Annotated in this window: 10 protein-coding genes; 7 read left to right on the top strand and 3 right to left on the bottom strand. The window is 61.4% G+C overall.

Annotated features, from left to right (window positions below):
- Positions 1-73 precede the first annotated feature (73 nt).
- Together QRN41_RS08675 and treR are read right to left on the bottom strand one after the other, a co-directional pair.
- Positions 74-970 (bottom strand): alpha/beta hydrolase, encoded by an 897-nt coding sequence (locus QRN41_RS08675; RefSeq protein ID WP_243269793.1) that lies wholly within the window; start codon positions 968-970, stop codon positions 74-76.
- A 119-nt stretch (positions 971-1,089) separates the two neighbouring features.
- The gene (treR, locus tag QRN41_RS08670) at positions 1,090-1,794 is read right to left on the bottom strand and encodes a trehalose operon repressor (RefSeq protein WP_034100378.1); all 705 of its coding nucleotides are present in this window, start codon (positions 1,792-1,794) and stop codon (positions 1,090-1,092) included.
- A gap of 245 nt (positions 1,795-2,039) precedes the next feature.
- On the opposite strand from treR, the gene treP reads away from it, so the two are divergent.
- The 5 genes from treP (at position 2,040) to QRN41_RS08645 (ending at position 9,416) form a co-directional block, all read left to right on the top strand.
- Entirely contained in the window at positions 2,040-3,482 is a 1,443-nt protein-coding gene (gene treP / locus QRN41_RS08665) for a PTS system trehalose-specific EIIBC component (protein WP_167416630.1), read from the top strand.
- Positions 3,483-3,617: 135 nt separating this feature from the next.
- Entirely contained in the window at positions 3,618-5,264 is a 1,647-nt protein-coding gene (treC, locus tag QRN41_RS08660; protein WP_094065489.1) for an alpha,alpha-phosphotrehalase, read from the top strand.
- A gap of 72 nt (positions 5,265-5,336) precedes the next feature.
- Positions 5,337-6,557 carry a maltoporin gene (locus QRN41_RS08655; RefSeq protein ID WP_034139202.1) on the top strand — a complete coding sequence of 407 codons (1,221 nt, stop codon included), beginning with the start codon at positions 5,337-5,339 and terminating at the stop codon, positions 6,555-6,557.
- Positions 6,558-6,618: 61 nt separating this feature from the next.
- On the top strand, positions 6,619-9,135 hold the full coding sequence (gene ptsP / locus QRN41_RS08650; protein WP_285421454.1) for a phosphoenolpyruvate--protein phosphotransferase: 2,517 nt from the start codon (positions 6,619-6,621) through the stop codon (positions 9,133-9,135).
- Positions 9,136-9,137: 2 nt separating this feature from the next.
- Positions 9,138-9,416 carry a PTS sugar transporter subunit IIB gene (locus QRN41_RS08645; RefSeq protein ID WP_034100369.1) on the top strand — a complete coding sequence of 93 codons (279 nt, stop codon included), beginning with the start codon at positions 9,138-9,140 and terminating at the stop codon, positions 9,414-9,416.
- Positions 9,417-9,455: 39 nt separating this feature from the next.
- On the opposite strand, the gene mltF is transcribed toward QRN41_RS08645, so the two are convergent.
- Entirely contained in the window at positions 9,456-10,916 is a 1,461-nt protein-coding gene (gene mltF, locus QRN41_RS08640) for a membrane-bound lytic murein transglycosylase MltF (RefSeq protein ID WP_034100367.1), read from the bottom strand.
- 286 nt (positions 10,917-11,202) lie between these two features.
- On the opposite strand from mltF, the gene purL reads away from it, so the two are divergent.
- Both purL and QRN41_RS08630 read left to right on the top strand, forming a co-directional pair.
- A complete protein-coding gene (gene purL / locus QRN41_RS08635) occupies positions 11,203-15,099 on the top strand; it encodes a phosphoribosylformylglycinamidine synthase (protein WP_034139200.1) in 3,897 nt (1,298 codons plus the stop codon).
- A gap of 4 nt (positions 15,100-15,103) precedes the next feature.
- Positions 15,104-15,415 (top strand): YqfO family protein, encoded by a 312-nt coding sequence (locus QRN41_RS08630; RefSeq protein ID WP_034139199.1) that lies wholly within the window; start codon positions 15,104-15,106, stop codon positions 15,413-15,415.
- Positions 15,416-15,423 lie beyond the last annotated feature (8 nt).

Raw genomic sequence — 15,423 nt, 5'->3', positions numbered from 1 at the left:
CAAGAAAATGATTAAGGCCGGGAAAAAAGCTAAAAAATGCGACGTTTCAGTTATTTTTTTTAACTTTGCGGAATTAATCAGCAATAGCTGGAACTTCAGGGTTATTGGCGCTGTCACGCGCCGCGCGGAGCCTGATGGGGGAGGTAGTGGGTTGTTTCAAAGGGATCTGCCTACTCTCAGCCTCAAGACGCTGATGCGCCAACGGAGTTTTAGCCCATCGGCTCCATGCCGCTTCCCACCCCTTGTCATGACTTGCCCCTGGTACATGCACGCATTGGGAGAGGGGCGAGCCAAGTGCCTGTTGGTACTGATCGGCTAAATGACTCGGAATGATTGAGTCAGCTTCTGCGATGAAATGACGCTGGGGTATTAAGACGAGTCGATCACGGTAGTCCAGCGGTTCCAGTGAACCGTCGAGCGGGGACAACCCTTTCATCGCCGCCCACAGACGTGGGCTGAGATTGCCGGCAAGGGTTTGCACTTGGGTCACATCATTGCGCTGCGCCGCCAGCAATAATGCCAGGGCGGCGCCTCCTGAATACCCCACCAGTTCGAACTCACGATTGCCATATCGCTGTTTCAGTTGGTCCATGGCCTGGCTGAGACGGTCGACCACTGCCTGAGAAAATCGTCGATCGGTCCAGAGTGAGGTTTGACAGGTTGCGGCCATCACGAACTGGCAGGGGCGTGCCAAGTAAACGTTCGGCGTCGGATCGTCGACCGCCAGCCGTGGCACCAAGAGATTATGCGGGCTTGGGTCCAGGCTGGGTTGTGTGGCCGTGGCCCAGGAATGCCCATCGCCTTCCAAATAGACACGCAGGCGAGTCATTTTTTCGGCAGTTCGCGGTGCAAGGATGAAGAGGGGGAACGCATGTCCCGGCAAGACCTCCCAGTGTCGGCCATGCTCTTGAGCCAGTTGTTGCAGCGCCTCACGCGGCGTCTGGCAGGCGATGAGCAGCACGCTGAGCATCACCAACCAGGCTTTACAGACGCCGGCCAATGGCCGACGGCAGGAAAAGTCTCTACTCAACATAGGGGGGAGTTCTTCGTAGCAGATGACTTAACGCCAATGCTTTTTCCTGACTCGGCTCACCGCCGCGCAATATCCGAAAAATAAAACTTATCCAATGTATGCCGCGACTCGGTGTACTCGAACTGCCGTCCATCCTGGAAGAATGTCTGGTTGCTCACCACGATCACATGGCTCTGGCCGTCGAGGTCCAGGTGGGCCTGGTCGTCTTTGCTGCGGGGCAGGGCTTTGATGGTGCGTTGGGCGTAGCTGATTTGCAGCTGCAACGTCTGTTCGATGAACGCGTAGATCGACTGCTCGGCAATGGTGCGGTCCAAGCCTGGGATCAGGTCGGCGACGAAGTGGTTGATGTCGAGGATCACGCGTTTGCCATCGATGTGTCGTACCCGTTTGATGCGGGTGATCAGCGTGCCGGGTTCGGCTTCGATGTGTTGCAGCAGCGAACCCTCCAGCGGGATCTGGGTGAATTCGACCACTTCGGTCAGGACGTCATCGCCGAGGTCGGCGTGGGTTTCGTGGAAGCTGACGATGCCGCCCAGTTGAAACTCGATCGGGTTGGGCGACAACACGAACGTGCCCTTGCCGTGGATCTTTTGCGCAAAGCCACGTTCCTGCAACTGTTCGATGGCGCGGCGCACGGTGCCTCGGCTGGCCTGGTAGCTGTCCATCAATTCGGTTTCGGAGGGGAGGCGCGTACCACGTTGCAGGCGTTCAGTGGTGATGCTGGCAAGCAGATCGCTATAGATCTGGTTGTATTTGCTCATGGGGATGGCTCTGTGCCCGGCTTATTCAAGCTCGAACCTTAGTGCTACCGATAGGGTTTGTCCATTGAGCCCTTGGTTGCTGCGGCTTCCATGGGGCTCAGCAGATTCCTACAGAAAATCAGGAAAAAACAATTTCAAACTCGTACAGACGAGTTGTTGCTTTAACTCGTCTGTACGAGTACTTTTGCTTTCGGCGTGCTGCCAATGACTGCCCCCAAATAAAAAAACCAAAGTGGAAACCAAGCATGAGCCACGACTATTCGAATATCGCCCGCGAGATCCTCGAGCACCTCGGAGGCAGCGACAACCTGGAGCAAGCCGCACACTGCGTGACTCGCCTGCGCCTGGCGCTCAAGGACCCCAGCCGGGTCAATGGCAGCGCGCTGAACCAGGTCGATCTGGTCAAGGGGTCGTTCTTTACCGGCGGCCTGTTTCAGGTGGTGATCGGCCCCGGCGAAGTCGAAAAGGTCTACGCCGCCCTGCGCGAAATCACCGGGCTGGCCGCCGCCACGATCGCCGACGTGAAGAAGAAGGGCGCCGACAAAACCAACCCCATGCAGCGCCTGGTCCGCGTGTTTTCCGATGTGTTTATGCCGATCCTGCCCGCGCTGATCATTGCCGGCCTGCTCATGGGCATCAACAACCTGATGGGCGCCAAGGGCATGTTCATCGAGGGCAAGACGCTGCTGGAGGCCTATCCGAACCTGGATGGCCTGTGGAGCCTGATCAACCTGATGGCCAATACCTCGTTCGTGTTCCTCCCGGCGCTGGTGGGTTGGTCGGCGGCCAAGCGCTTCGGCGGCAGTGAAATCCTCGGCATCGTACTCGGCTTGATGCTGGTGCATCCGGACCTGCTCAACGCCTGGAATTACGGCAAGGCCGTCGCCGGTCTGGATGGCCAGAGCCTGCCGTACTTCGACATTTTCGGCTGGTTCAGGATCGAAAAAGTCGGCTACCAGGGGCAGATCCTGCCGATCCTGATGGCCGCCTACGTGATGAGCGTGATCGAGAAGTGGCTGCGGGCACGGGTGCCCAATTCGATTCAATTGCTGGTAGTGCCCATCACCACCATTGTGGTCACCGGCGTGCTGGCCCTGGCAATCATCGGCCCGGTGACCCGTCACCTCGGCATCCTGATCACTGAAGGCGTGGTCACCCTGTTCGACCTGGCGCCGATGGTCGGTGGGGCGATTTTCGGCCTGCTGTATGCGCCGCTGGTGATCACCGGCATGCACCACATGTTCCTGGCCGTGGACCTGCAACTGATCTCCACCCAGGGCGGCACCTTTATCTGGCCGATGATCGTGATGTCCAACCTGGCCCAGGGCAGTGCCGCACTCGCAGTGTTCTACACCACCCGCAATGCGCGGGACAAAAGCATGGCCTCCACCTCCGCGATTTCCGCGTATTTCGGCATCACGGAACCGGCGATGTTCGGGGTGAACCTGCGCTTCAAGTTTCCGTTTTATGCGGCGTTGGTAGGGTCGGCCCTGGGCAGCATTTTCCTGTCGCTGAACAAGGTGCAGGCCTCGGCCATCGGGGTGGGAGGCTTGCCTGGGTTTATTTCGATCGTGCCGCAATCCATCGCGATGTTTGTGATCGGGATGGTCATCGCGATGGTCGTGCCGTTTGTTTTGACCTGCGCGTTGAGCATGAAGATTGTTCGGCCGGGTTATCGCGTCGCCTGAACTATCGCTATCGGGGGGCAATCCCCCTTCCCACAGTTGGAATGCTTACACCCTGTGGGAGGGCGGCGCGACGGTTCGATTTGCTCGCGATGAGGCCCGAGAGGCCAGCACAAAACCCTACTAAAGGAACCCACCATGCAAGACTGGCAACACTCGGTGATCTACCAGATCTACCCCAAAAGCTTCCACAGTCACGCGGGTAACGCCACCGGTGATCTGCTGGGCATCGTGGACAAGCTCGACTACCTCCAATGGCTAGGCGTGGATTGTTTGTGGATCACGCCGTTCCTGCGTTCGCCGCAACGGGACAACGGCTACGACATCAGCGACTACTACGCCATCGACCCCAGCTACGGGACCATGGCCGACTGCGACCTGCTGATCGCCGAAGCGGCCAAGCGCGGCATCAAGCTGATGCTCGACATTGTGGTCAACCACACCTCCATCGAGCATGAATGGTTCCAGCAGGCACGCAGCAGCCTCGACAACCCCTACCGCGATTTCTATATCTGGCGCGACCAGCCGAACAACTGGGAATCCAAGTTTGGTGGTTCGGCCTGGGAGTACGAGGCGCAAACCGGCCAGTATTTCCTGCATCTGTTCGATCACACCCAGGCCGACCTCAATTGGGACAACCCCAAGGTGCGCGCCGAAGTGTTCAAGCTCATGCGTTTCTGGCGTGACAAAGGCGTGGGCGGTTTCCGCCTGGATGTGATCAACCTGATCTCCAAACCCGCCGATTTCCCTGAAGACAGCAGCGACGGCCGCCGTTTCTACACCGATGGCCCGAACGTGCACGCGTACCTGCAGGAAATGCACCGCGAAGTCTTCGAGGGGCATGACCTGATCAATGTCGGCGAAATGTCGTCCACCAGCCTGGAACATTGCATCCGCTACTCTCGGCCCGAGTCGAAAGAGCTGTCGATGACCTTCAACTTTCACCACTTGAAAGTGGATTACCCGAACCTGCAAAAGTGGGTGAAGGCCGACTTCGATTTCCTGCAACTCAAGCAGATCCTTTCCGACTGGCAACTGGGCATGCAGGCCGGTGGCGGCTGGAACGCGCTGTTCTGGTGTAACCACGACCAGCCGCGAGTGGTCTCGCGCTTCGGTGATGACGGCGAGTACCGCGTGGTCTCGGCCAAGATGCTCGCCACTGCGCTGCACTTCCTGCAAGGCACGCCGTTTGTGTACCAGGGCGAAGAGCTGGGCATGCCCAATCCGGGCTTCGACAGGATCGAGCAGTACCGCGATGTGGAGACCCTGAACATCTTCCGCCTCAAGCGCGATGCGGGCGAATCCGAAGCGGCGAGCATGGCCGCGATCATGCAGAAGTCCCGCGACAACGGCCGTACGCCCATGCAATGGAACGCGCAGCCAAATGCGGGCTTCAGCAGTGGCGAGCCGTGGATCGGCATCCCGGCCAATGCGGCGCATATCAATGTCGAACACCAACTCGATGATCCCGACTCCGTGCTGCACCACTACCGCGCGCTGATCGCCTTGCGTCGTCACGAACCGCTGATCCAAGAGGGCGTTTACCGGCCACTGCTGCAAGACCATTTGCAGGTCTGGGCCTACCTGCGCGAAGGCCTCGGCGAGCGCCTGCTGGTGCTGAACAACTTCTACGGCCAGCCCTGTGAGATCCAACTGCCTGACCAGGTGATTGGTGCGGCGACCGAGCAACGCCTGCTGATCAGCAACTACCCCGACTGCCCGCAACGCACCACCACGGTGGTGTTGCGTCCGTACGAATCTTTTGTGCTGCATTTGAAGGACTGAGACCCGCTGTAACCCCTGTATGGGAGTGCAGGGGCGCTGCAAAAAAACATAATAAAAATATTGGAGTGCTTCATGAAAACCACCGTAAAGCTCGGCCTCGTTGCCTCCTGCCTGAGTCTGCCATTCGGCGCCCAGGCCCTGGAATTTGCCGGTTACCTGCGCAGTGGCGCGGGGACTTCCACGGGCAGTGGCCCACAGCAGTGTTTCCAGTTGCCGGGGGCGCAAACCAAATACCGCCTGGGCAACGAATGCGAGCAGTACGCCGAACTGGAACTGCGTCAGGACCTGTTGACCTTCGACGATGGCTCGGTACTCAGCGTCGATGCGATGGCCTCGCTCTACAACAAGTACGACCGCGCCCTTAAATTCCAAGGCGAAGACAACGGCTCGGCGCGCATGCCGCAGATGTATGCGCAATGGTCGAACCTGCCTGCCCTCAACGGCGGTTCGCTGTGGGCCGGTCGGCGTTACTACAAACGTAACGACATCCATATTTCCGACTTCTACTACTGGAACCAGAGCGCCACGGGCGGCGGTATCGAGGACGTGCTGATCGGCGACCTCAAGTACAGCTATGCGATTTCCCGCAAGGACAACCTGTACCAGAAGGAATACGCCACCCGTCACGATTTCAACGTCGCGGGCTTCAAGACCAACCCCGGCGGCGAGCTGGAGCTGGGCTTGAGCTATATCGAAAAGGCCGGTGGGCGTGATACCCACAGCGGTTGGGCGCTGACCGCGCAGCATGTGCAAAAACCCTTCCTGGGCGGCAAGAACAAATTCGCCCTGCAGTACGGCGAAGGCCCCGGCACCGGCCTGGGCTACACCGGCAATACCTTCCTGGACAACAGCAGCAAAAGTTATCGCGCCGTGGAGTTTTTCGACTGGCAGGTGACCCCGCGTTTCGGTGGGCAGATCGAGGCGGTGTACCAGAAGGACATTCGGCCCGGCAGCCAGGATCAGACCTGGATGTCCATCGGCGTACGACCTGCGTATGCGCTCAGCGAACAATTCAAACTGGTCACCGAACTGGGGCACGATCAAGTCGACGCCACCGGCGGCACGCGCAAACTGAGCAAATTCACCTTCGCCCCGACTTGGTCGCCCAAAGGCCCGGATTTCTGGGCGCGACCGGAAGTGCGCTTGTACTACACCTATGCGACCTGGAACGAAGCGGCTAAGCGTGCGGCGAATGAACTGGCGGCGGGCTCGGCGTTGTCCGACACCGGTTCCTATGGCACGGCGCGGCATGGGTCGAACGTGGGCGTGCAGGTTGAATACTGGTGGAAATAAGTCACCCCTGGCATTCGCATCTACCCCGTGATTTTTACAGAACAAAACAGCAGGTGAAGTCATGATCGCAACGCAACCCCTGGAATTGCGGGCGCCCTTGTCGGGTGTACTGCTGGCGCTGGACAAGGTGCCCGACCCGGTATTCGCCAGCCGCATGATCGGCGACGGCCTGTGCATCGACCCAACATCGCAGACCCTCTGCGCACCGCTGGCCGGGGTGATCAGCAATATCCAGGACACTGGGCATGCGGTCAGCATCACCGATGACAACGGCGTGCAGGTGCTGATGCATATCGGCCTGGACACCGTAAGCCTGGCCGGCAAGGGCTTCACCCGTCTGGTCGAGGAAGGCCAGCGGGTGGAGGCGGGGCAAGCCCTGATCGAATTCGATGCCGACTATGTGGCGCTCAACGCACGCAGTGTGCTGACCCTGATGCTGGTGGTCAGCGGCGAGCCCTTCACGCCTTTGGCAAACGGCCTGGTAGAACTGGGCCAGCCCGTGTTGCAGGTAGCCCCTGGCAATCGGATAGAAGAGGCCGATGAGGAGGAGGGCGACGCGCTGTTCTCCAGGCCCCTGACCTTGCCGAATGCCAACGGCCTGCACGCCCGCCCGGCGGCTGTATTGGCCCAGGCCGCGAAAGCGTTTAGCGCAAGCATCTACCTGCACAAGCAAACCCAGAGCGCCAATGCCAAATCGCTGGTGGCGATCATGGCCCTGCAAACCGTGCAGGGCGACAGCGTGCAAGTGAGTGCGGCGGGGGAAGACGCCGAGGCCGCGATCGCGGCGTTGGTTGCGTTGTTGACGCAAGGCTGTGGCGAGGCCGTCGCGACACCGACGGCACCGGAGCAACCGGCGTTGTCGGCCACGCTACTAAGGGGCGTGTGTGCATCGCCGGGGGCGGCGTTCGGCCAAGTGTTTCAAGTGGCCGAGCCTGTGTTGAACATCACTGAGCAGGGCGCCGGGCAGGCCGTTGAGCAGGCAGCGTTGGCCCGTGGTCTGGCGGCCGCGACCCAAGCGCTTCAAGCCTTGCAGGACGATGCCGTCGGCAGTGCCCAGGCGGAGATCTTTCGTGCCCATCAGGAACTGCTTGAAGACCCGACATTACTGGAACAAGCCCACGGATTATTGGCCGAGGGCAAGAGCGCAGCCTTTGCCTGGAACCGTGCCACCGCCGCCACCGTGGAACTCTTCCAGGGCTTGGGCAATGCGCTGATCGCTGAGCGGGCCGCGGACCTGGCGGATGTCGGCCAGCGTGTGTTGAAACTGATCCTCGGCATTCAAGACAGCGCCTGGGACTTGCCCGAGCGCGCAATCCTGATCGCCGAGCAACTCACCCCTTCGCAAACCGCCAGCCTGGACACGCGCAAGGTGCTGGGCTTTGTCACGGTCGGCGGCGGCGCCACCAGCCATGTCGCCATCCTCGCCCGGGCCCTTGGCCTGCCGGCGATTTGCGGCGTGTCGCCTGAAGCGCTGGCGCTGGCCAATGCTCGGTATGTCTTGCTGGACGCCGATCAGGGTACGTTGCAGTTGGACCCGGACCTGGCGCAAATCGAGCAGTTGGAAACGGCGCGCGCGCAACAGCTGCTGCGTCATCAGCGGGACATGGCGCAGGCTGGCGTTCCTGCAATCACCCGCGATGGGCATCATGTCGAAGTCACCGCCAACGTTGCTTCGTTGCCGGAAGTGGAGCAGTCCCTGGGCCTGGGCGGCGAAGGCGTCGGCCTGCTGCGTTCGGAATTTCTCTACCTGGACCGCAACCGCGCCCCCAGCCCCGACGAACAAGCCGCCACCTACACCGCCATCGCCCGTGCCTTGGGCACCGAGCGCAATCTGGTGGTGCGCACCCTGGATGTCGGCGGTGACAAACCTTTGGCCTATGTGCCGATGGACGCCGAGAACAACCCATTCCTCGGTCTGCGCGGCATTCGCCTATGCCTGGAGCGGCCGCAATTGTTGCGCGAACAGTTTCGCGCGATCCTCGCCAGCGCCGGTTTCGCGCGGCTGCATATCATGCTGCCGATGGTCAGCCTGCTCTCTGAGTTGCACCTGGCTCGGCGGATTCTTCAAGAAGAAGCAGCGGCGCTCGGGCTCGCGACGCTACCGAAACTGGGCATCATGATCGAAGTGCCGTCCGCTGCATTGATGGCGGATGTCTTCGCTCCCCATGTGGACTTTTTCTCCATCGGCACCAATGACCTGACCCAATACACCCTGGCCATGGACCGTGACCATCCGCGCCTGGCCAGTCAGGCCGACAGCTTCCACCCGGCGGTATTGCGGCTGATCGACACAACGGTCAAGGCTGCCCATGCCCACGGCAAGTGGGTAGGCGTGTGCGGTGCGTTGGCGTCCGAAGCGCTGGCGGTGCCGGTGTTGATCGGGTTGGGGGTGGATGAGCTGTCGGTCAGCGTCCCGTTGATCCCCACTATCAAGGCCACGGTGCGCGAACTGGACCTGGCTGACTGCCAGATCATCGCTCGTCAGGTCCTGGGCCTGGAAGAAGCCGCCCAAGTGCGCGAGGCATTGCGCATGTACCAGGCGGCCACCGTTGAAACCTCACCTGTCGTGGAGCTTTGAGCATGTTCGAGAAATTGCAGCGGGCGTTCTGGAAGGCCCTTACTCCGGATCTGGTGGCGGAAACCGTAGCCGCGCCAACGCAGAATGAGTTGTCGGCCGAGGTGCTGAGTGCGCTGGGCGGGGCGGATAACCTCAAGTCGCAACAGCGCGTGGCACTGACGCGGGTGCGGGTGCAGTTGGAGGATGCGGGGCGGCTGGATGAGGCGGGGTTAAGGGCGTCGGGTATTGCTGGCGTGATGGTGTTACCGGGCGGCGTAGTCCATCTGCTCACCGGCCTTTGAGCCAAGTAAAGCCAATTGGCGGTGTCTGAAATATTGCGCTCAGAGTGGCGGGGTGTCTTCCGGCGGCTTGGTCTTGTCGATACCCGGCACATGCAGGTTGCCTTCGACCACCTGGTTGCCTTCCAGCTGCGGCTGGGTCACCCAGGTGAGAATGTCGTAGTAGCGCCGGATGTTCGCCACGAAGTGCACCGGTTCGCCGCCCCGCGCGTAACCGTAGCGGGTCTTGCTATACCACTGCTTCTGCGACAGGCGCGGCAGCATCTTCTTTACGTCCAGCCATTTGTTCGGGTTCAGGCCTTCGCGCTTGGCCAACGTGCGAGCGTCTTCCAGATGGCCGGTGCCCACGTTGTAGGCGGCGAGGGCGAACCAGGTGCGGTCCGGTTCGGCGATCTTGTCGTCCAGTTCGTCCTTGATCTTGGCCAGGTACTTGGCGCCGCCCATGATGCTTTGCCGGGCATCCAGGCGGTTGGACACGCCCATCGCCTGGGCGGTGTTCTGGGTCAGCATCATCAGGCCGCGCACGCCAGTCTTGGAGGTGACGGCCGGCTGCCACAGTGATTCCTGGTAACCGATGGCCGCCAGCAGGCGCCAATCGACCTTTTCTGCCTTGGCATATGCCCGGAAGTGCTTTTCATATTTGGGCAGGCGTTGCTGCAAATGCTGGGCGAAGGTATAGGCGCCGACGTAACCCAGTACGTCGACATGCCCGTAATAGCGGTCTTTTAGCCGTTGCAGGGTGCCGTTCTTCTGCACCTTGTCGAGGTAACTGTTGACCTCGTTGAGCAGGCTGTTGTCATCCCCGGCGGCCACGGCCCAGCTCTGGTTGCTGGCATTGCCCAAGTCGAAGGCCACGCGCACATTAGGGAAATACACCTGGTTCATGGCCACTTCGTTGGAGTCCACCAGGGTCAGGTCGATTTGGCCCTCGTCCACCATGCGCAGCAAATCGACCACCTCGACCGCGTCGGATTCTTCGTATTCGATGGCAGGATTTTGCTTTTTCAGCTCGGCCAGTTGTTCGGCGTGGGTGCTGCCCTTGAGCACCATGATCTTCTTGCCCACCAGATCCGCCGCGTTGGTCGGCCGCGATTGGCCGTTGCGGTAGATGATCTGCGGAGTGACTTCCAAATAAGGATGGGAGAAACGCACTTGTTGCTGACGCTGTTCGCTGCTCACCAGGCCGGCGGCGGCTAGCACCGGGCCGTTGGGTTTGCCCAACTGGCCGAACAGGTCGTCAAGGTTGTCGGCGGTCTCGATTTCCAGCTTCACCCCAAGGTCATCGGCAAAACGCTTGACCAGTTCGTACTCGAAACCGGTTTCACCGTTGCGGTCTTGGAAATAAGTGGCTGGACTGTTTCGAGTAACCACCCGCAATACGCCATCCTCCTTGATTCGCTCGAGCGTGCTGGGTTTATCAACACAGGCGCTGAGCATCAGGAAGAGTCCGGTTGCGATGAGCCATCTGGCGCATCGCGGGCGCAAAGCAGTTGGGGAGAACATCTGCGCAGTATACGCAAACGGCCCACGGCGCCATATCTCGACAGCGCGGGACTTGTCTGCTAGCGCCGCCAAAACTGTGCTGCAGCCCGCAGAAATGGGCGTTGGCGGGCGTTTGTGACGGTTAAAATAACTGCGCGGAATGCAGCGGATGCCGCCGCGATAAGGTGCAATCGCGGCCAACTGACGTTCGGCAGCGGCCAGCGATGCCGTTTCGGGTGCCGTTGGCGGCGGTTTACGCTAGAATGCACGGCCTCAAAGCACACCCCTTCCCGAGGCTGTCCCGAAGATGTTGATCCTGCGCGGCGCTCCTGCCCTTTCTGCCTTTCGCCACAGCAAACTCCTTGAGCAACTGAGCCAGAAGGTTCCAGCTGTTACAGGCTTGTACGCTGAATTTGCTCACTTCGCCGACGTGAGCGGCGTTTTGACCGCCGACGAACAGCAAGTGCTGGCACGCCTTCTGAAGTACGGCCCAAGCGTTCCCGTTCAAGAGCCGACCGGCCGCTTGTTCCTGGTTCTGCCACGGTTCGGCACCATCTCGCCCTGGTCGAGCAAGGCCAGCGACATTGCCCGTAACTGCGGCCTGTCGAATATCCAGCGCCTGGAACGCGGTATCGCCTTCTACGTCGCCGGGCAGTTCAGCGAGGCCGAAGCCGAGCTGATCGCCAGCAGCCTGCACGACCGCATGACCCAGATCATCGTCGGTCAGTTGGAACAGGCCGCCGGTCTGTTCAGCCATGCCGAGCCCAAGCCGCTGACCGCGATTGACGTGCTCGGCGGTGGCCGCGCCGCCCTCGAGAAGGCCAATACCGAACTGGGCCTGGCCCTGGCCGAAGACGAGATCGACTATCTGGTCAACGCCTTCAACGGCCTCAAGCGCAACCCCCACGACATCGAACTGATGATGTTCGCCCAGGCCAACTCCGAGCATTGCCGTCACAAGATCTTCAACGCCAGTTGGGACATCGACGGCGAAAGCCAGGAAAAAAGCCTGTTCGGCATGATCAAGAACACCTACGTGATGCACAGCGAAGGTGTTCTTTCTGCCTATAAGGACAACGCCTCGGTAATCGTCGGCTCCGTCGCCGGCCGTTTCTTCCCGGACCCCGAGACCCGCCAATACGGCGCGGTGCAGGAGCCGGTGCATATCCTGATGAAGGTCGAGACCCATAACCACCCGACCGCGATTGCCCCGTTCCCAGGCGCAGCCACCGGTTCCGGCGGCGAGATCCGCGACGAAGGTGCTACCGGTCGCGGCGCCAAGCCCAAGGCCGGCCTCACCGGTTTCACCGTCTCCAACCTGCAGATCCCGGGCTTCGAACAGCCGTGGGAAGTGCCGTACGGCAAGCCGGAGCGCATCGTCAACGCGCTGGACATCATGATCGAAGGCCCGCTGGGCGGCGCCGCGTTCAACAACGAGTTCGGCCGTCCGGCCCTGACCGGCTACTTCCGTACCTTTGAACAGTCCATCACCACCCCCCGTGGCGATGAAGTGCGCGGTTACCACAAGCCGATCATGCTGGCCGGCGGCATGGGCAACATCCGTGAAGAACACGTCAAGAAAGGCGAGATCCTGGTCGGCTCCAAGCTGATCGTGCTCGGCGGCCCGGCGATGCTGATCGGCCTGGGCGGCGGCGCTGCTTCCTCCATGGCCACCGGCACCAGCTCGGCGGACCTGGACTTCGCGTCCGTACAGCGCGAAAACCCGGAAATGGAACGCCGTTGCCAGGAAGTCATCGACCGTTGCTGGCAATTGGGTGACAAGAACCCCATCAGCTTTATCCACGACGTCGGCGCGGGCGGTCTGTCCAACGCCTTCCCGGAGCTGGTCAACGATGGCGACCGTGGTGGCCGCTTCGAACTGCGCAATATTCCAAACGACGAGCCGGGCATGGCCCCGCACGAAATCTGGAGCAACGAATCCCAGGAGCGTTACGTGCTGGCCGTCGGCGCCGACGACTTCGCGCGCTTCCAGGCCATCTGCGAGCGTGAGCGCTGCCCGTTTGCCGTGGTCGGCGAAGCCACTGCCGAACCGCAACTGACCGTCACCGACAGCCACTTCGGCAACAGCCCGGTGGACATGCCCCTCGAAGTGCTGCTGGGCAAAGCCCCGCGCATGCACCGTTCGGCGGTACGTGAAACCGAACTGGGCGATGATTTCGACCCAAGCAAGCTGGAACTGGCCGACAGCATCGAACGCGTGCTGCATCACCCGGCCGTGGCGAGCAAGAGCTTCCTGATCACCATTGGCGACCGCACCATCACCGGCCTGGTGGCCCGTGACCAAATGGTCGGCCCGTGGCAGGTCCCGGTGGCTGACGTGGCCGTCACCGCCACCAGCTTCGACGTTTATACCGGTGAAGCCATGGCCATGGGCGAGCGTACCCCGCTGGCCCTGCTGGACGCTCCGGCGTCGGGCCGCATGGCCATTGGCGAAACCCTCACCAACATCGCCGCGTCGCGCATCGGCAAGCTGTCCGACATCAAATTGTCGGCCAACTGGATGTCTGCCGCCGGCCACCCGGGTGAAGACGCGCGCCTGTACGACACCGTGAAAGCCGTCGGCATGGAGCTGTGCCCTGAGCTGGGCATTACCATCCCGGTGGGCAAGGACTCGATGTCCATGGCCACCCGCTGGAACGAAGACGGCACCGACAAGAGCGTCACCTCGCCGCTGTCGCTGATCGTCACCGGTTTTGCCCCGGTTACCGACATCCGCCAGACCCTCACCCCGCAACTGCGCATGGACAAGGGCACCACTGACCTGGTGCTGATCGACCTGGGCCGTGGCCAGAACCGCATGGGCGCCTCGATCCTGGCGCAGACCCACGGCAAGCTCGGCAAGCAGGCCCCGGACGTCGACGACGCCGAAGACCTCAAAGCCTTCTTCGCCGTGATCCAGGGCCTTAACGCCGACGGCCACCTGCTGGCCTACCACGACCGTTCCGACGGCGGCTTGCTGACCAGCGTCGTGGAAATGGCCTTCGCCGGTCACTGCGGCCTGAACATCGTGCTCGACAGCGTTGCCGAGGATGCCTCCGAGATCAACGGCATCCTGTTCAACGAAGAGTTGGGTGCAGTGATCCAGGTCCGTCAGGACGCCACTCCGGATGTGCTGGCTCAGTTCAGCGCGGCCGGCCTGGCCGATTGCGTCGCGGTGATCGGTCAGCCGATCAACAACGGCGAAATCAATATCTCCTTCAACGGCGACACCGTGTTCAGCGGCCAGCGTCGTCTGCTGCAACGCCAGTGGGCCGAGACCAGCTACCAGATCCAACGCCTGCGCGATAACGCCGACTGCGCCGAGCAGGAATTCGACGTGATCCTGGAAGAAGACAACCCGGGCCTGAGCACCAAGCTCAGCTTCGACGTCAACCAGGACATCGCCGCGCCGTATATCAAGAAAGGCATCCGCCCACAGGTGGCGGTGCTGCGTGAGCAGGGCGTCAACGGTCAGGTGGAAATGGCGGCGGCGTTCGACCGCGCCGGCTTCAATGCGATCGACGTGCACATGAGCGACATCCTCGCCGGTCGTGTCGACCTCAACGAGTTCAAGGGCCTGGTGGCCTGTGGCGGTTTCTCCTATGGCGACGTGCTGGGTGCCGGCGAAGGCTGGGCCAAGTCGGCGCTGTTCAACAGCCGTGCCCGCGATGCGTTCCAGGGCTTCTTCGAGCGCAACGACAGCTTCACCCTGGGTGTGTGCAACGGTTGCCAGATGATGTCCAACCTTCACGAGCTCATCCCGGGCAGCGAGTTCTGGCCGCACTTTGTGCGCAACCGCTCCGAGCAGTTCGAAGCCCGTGTCGCCATGGTGCAGGTGCAGGAGTCCAACTCGATCTTCCTGCAAGGCATGGCCGGTTCGCGCATGCCGATCGCCATCGCCCACGGTGAAGGCCATGCCGAGTTCGAAAGCGAAGAGGCACTGCTGGAAGCCGACCTGTCCGGCACCGTGGCCCTGCGTTTCGTCGACAACCACGGCAAGGTCACCGAGACCTACCCGGCCAACCCGAACGGCTCGCCGCGTGGGATCACCGGCCTGACCAGCCGCGACGGCCGCGTGACCATCATGATGCCGCACCCGGAGCGCGTGTTCCGCGCCGTGCAGAACTCGTGGCGTCCGGAAGAGTGGAACGAAGACGGTGCCTGGATGCGCATGTTCCGCAACGCGCGCGTGTGGGTGAACTGAGGCGGTGTACAAGCTCAGCTTCTTTGTGCCCGACAGTCATGTGGAGACGGTGAAAACCGCCGTCTTTGCAGCTGGCGGCGGGCGCATCGGCGACTACGACAGCTGCGCCTGGCAAGTGCTGGGCCGCGGCCAGTTTCGCGCGTTGGACGGCAGCCAGCCGTTTCTCGGGCAAGTCGGCGAGGTTGAAGTGGTCGATGAGTGGAAAGTTGAGATGGTGGTGGCGGACGATTTGATCGTAGCCGCAGTGGCTGCGTTAAAGCTCAGCCATCCCTACGAAACACCTGCGTATGAAGTGTGGTCGTTGGCGGATTTCTGATCTGCCGG

This window comes from Pseudomonas sp. efr-133-TYG-23 (assembly GCF_030209215.1).
Lineage (GTDB): Bacteria > Pseudomonadota > Gammaproteobacteria > Pseudomonadales > Pseudomonadaceae > Aquipseudomonas > Aquipseudomonas rhodesiae.
This window is presented reverse-complemented; position numbering and strand designations above follow the sequence as displayed.

Bases quoted from the DNA above. Each gene is read 5' to 3' on its own strand.
- QRN41_RS08675 (WP_243269793.1), bottom strand. From the start codon at position 970: ATGCTCAGCGTGCTGCTCATCGCCTGCCAGACGCCGCGTGAGGCGCTG.
- treR (WP_034100378.1), bottom strand. From the start codon at position 1,794: ATGAGCAAATACAACCAGATCTATAGCGATCTGCTTGCCAGCATCACC.
- treP (WP_167416630.1), top strand. From the start codon at position 2,040: ATGAGCCACGACTATTCGAATATCGCCCGCGAGATCCTCGAGCACCTC.
- treC (WP_094065489.1), top strand. From the start codon at position 3,618: ATGCAAGACTGGCAACACTCGGTGATCTACCAGATCTACCCCAAAAGC.
- QRN41_RS08655 (WP_034139202.1), top strand. From the start codon at position 5,337: ATGAAAACCACCGTAAAGCTCGGCCTCGTTGCCTCCTGCCTGAGTCTG.
- ptsP (WP_285421454.1), top strand. From the start codon at position 6,619: ATGATCGCAACGCAACCCCTGGAATTGCGGGCGCCCTTGTCGGGTGTA.
- QRN41_RS08645 (WP_034100369.1), top strand. From the start codon at position 9,138: ATGTTCGAGAAATTGCAGCGGGCGTTCTGGAAGGCCCTTACTCCGGAT.
- mltF (WP_034100367.1), bottom strand. From the start codon at position 10,916: ATGTTCTCCCCAACTGCTTTGCGCCCGCGATGCGCCAGATGGCTCATC.
- purL (WP_034139200.1), top strand. From the start codon at position 11,203: ATGTTGATCCTGCGCGGCGCTCCTGCCCTTTCTGCCTTTCGCCACAGC.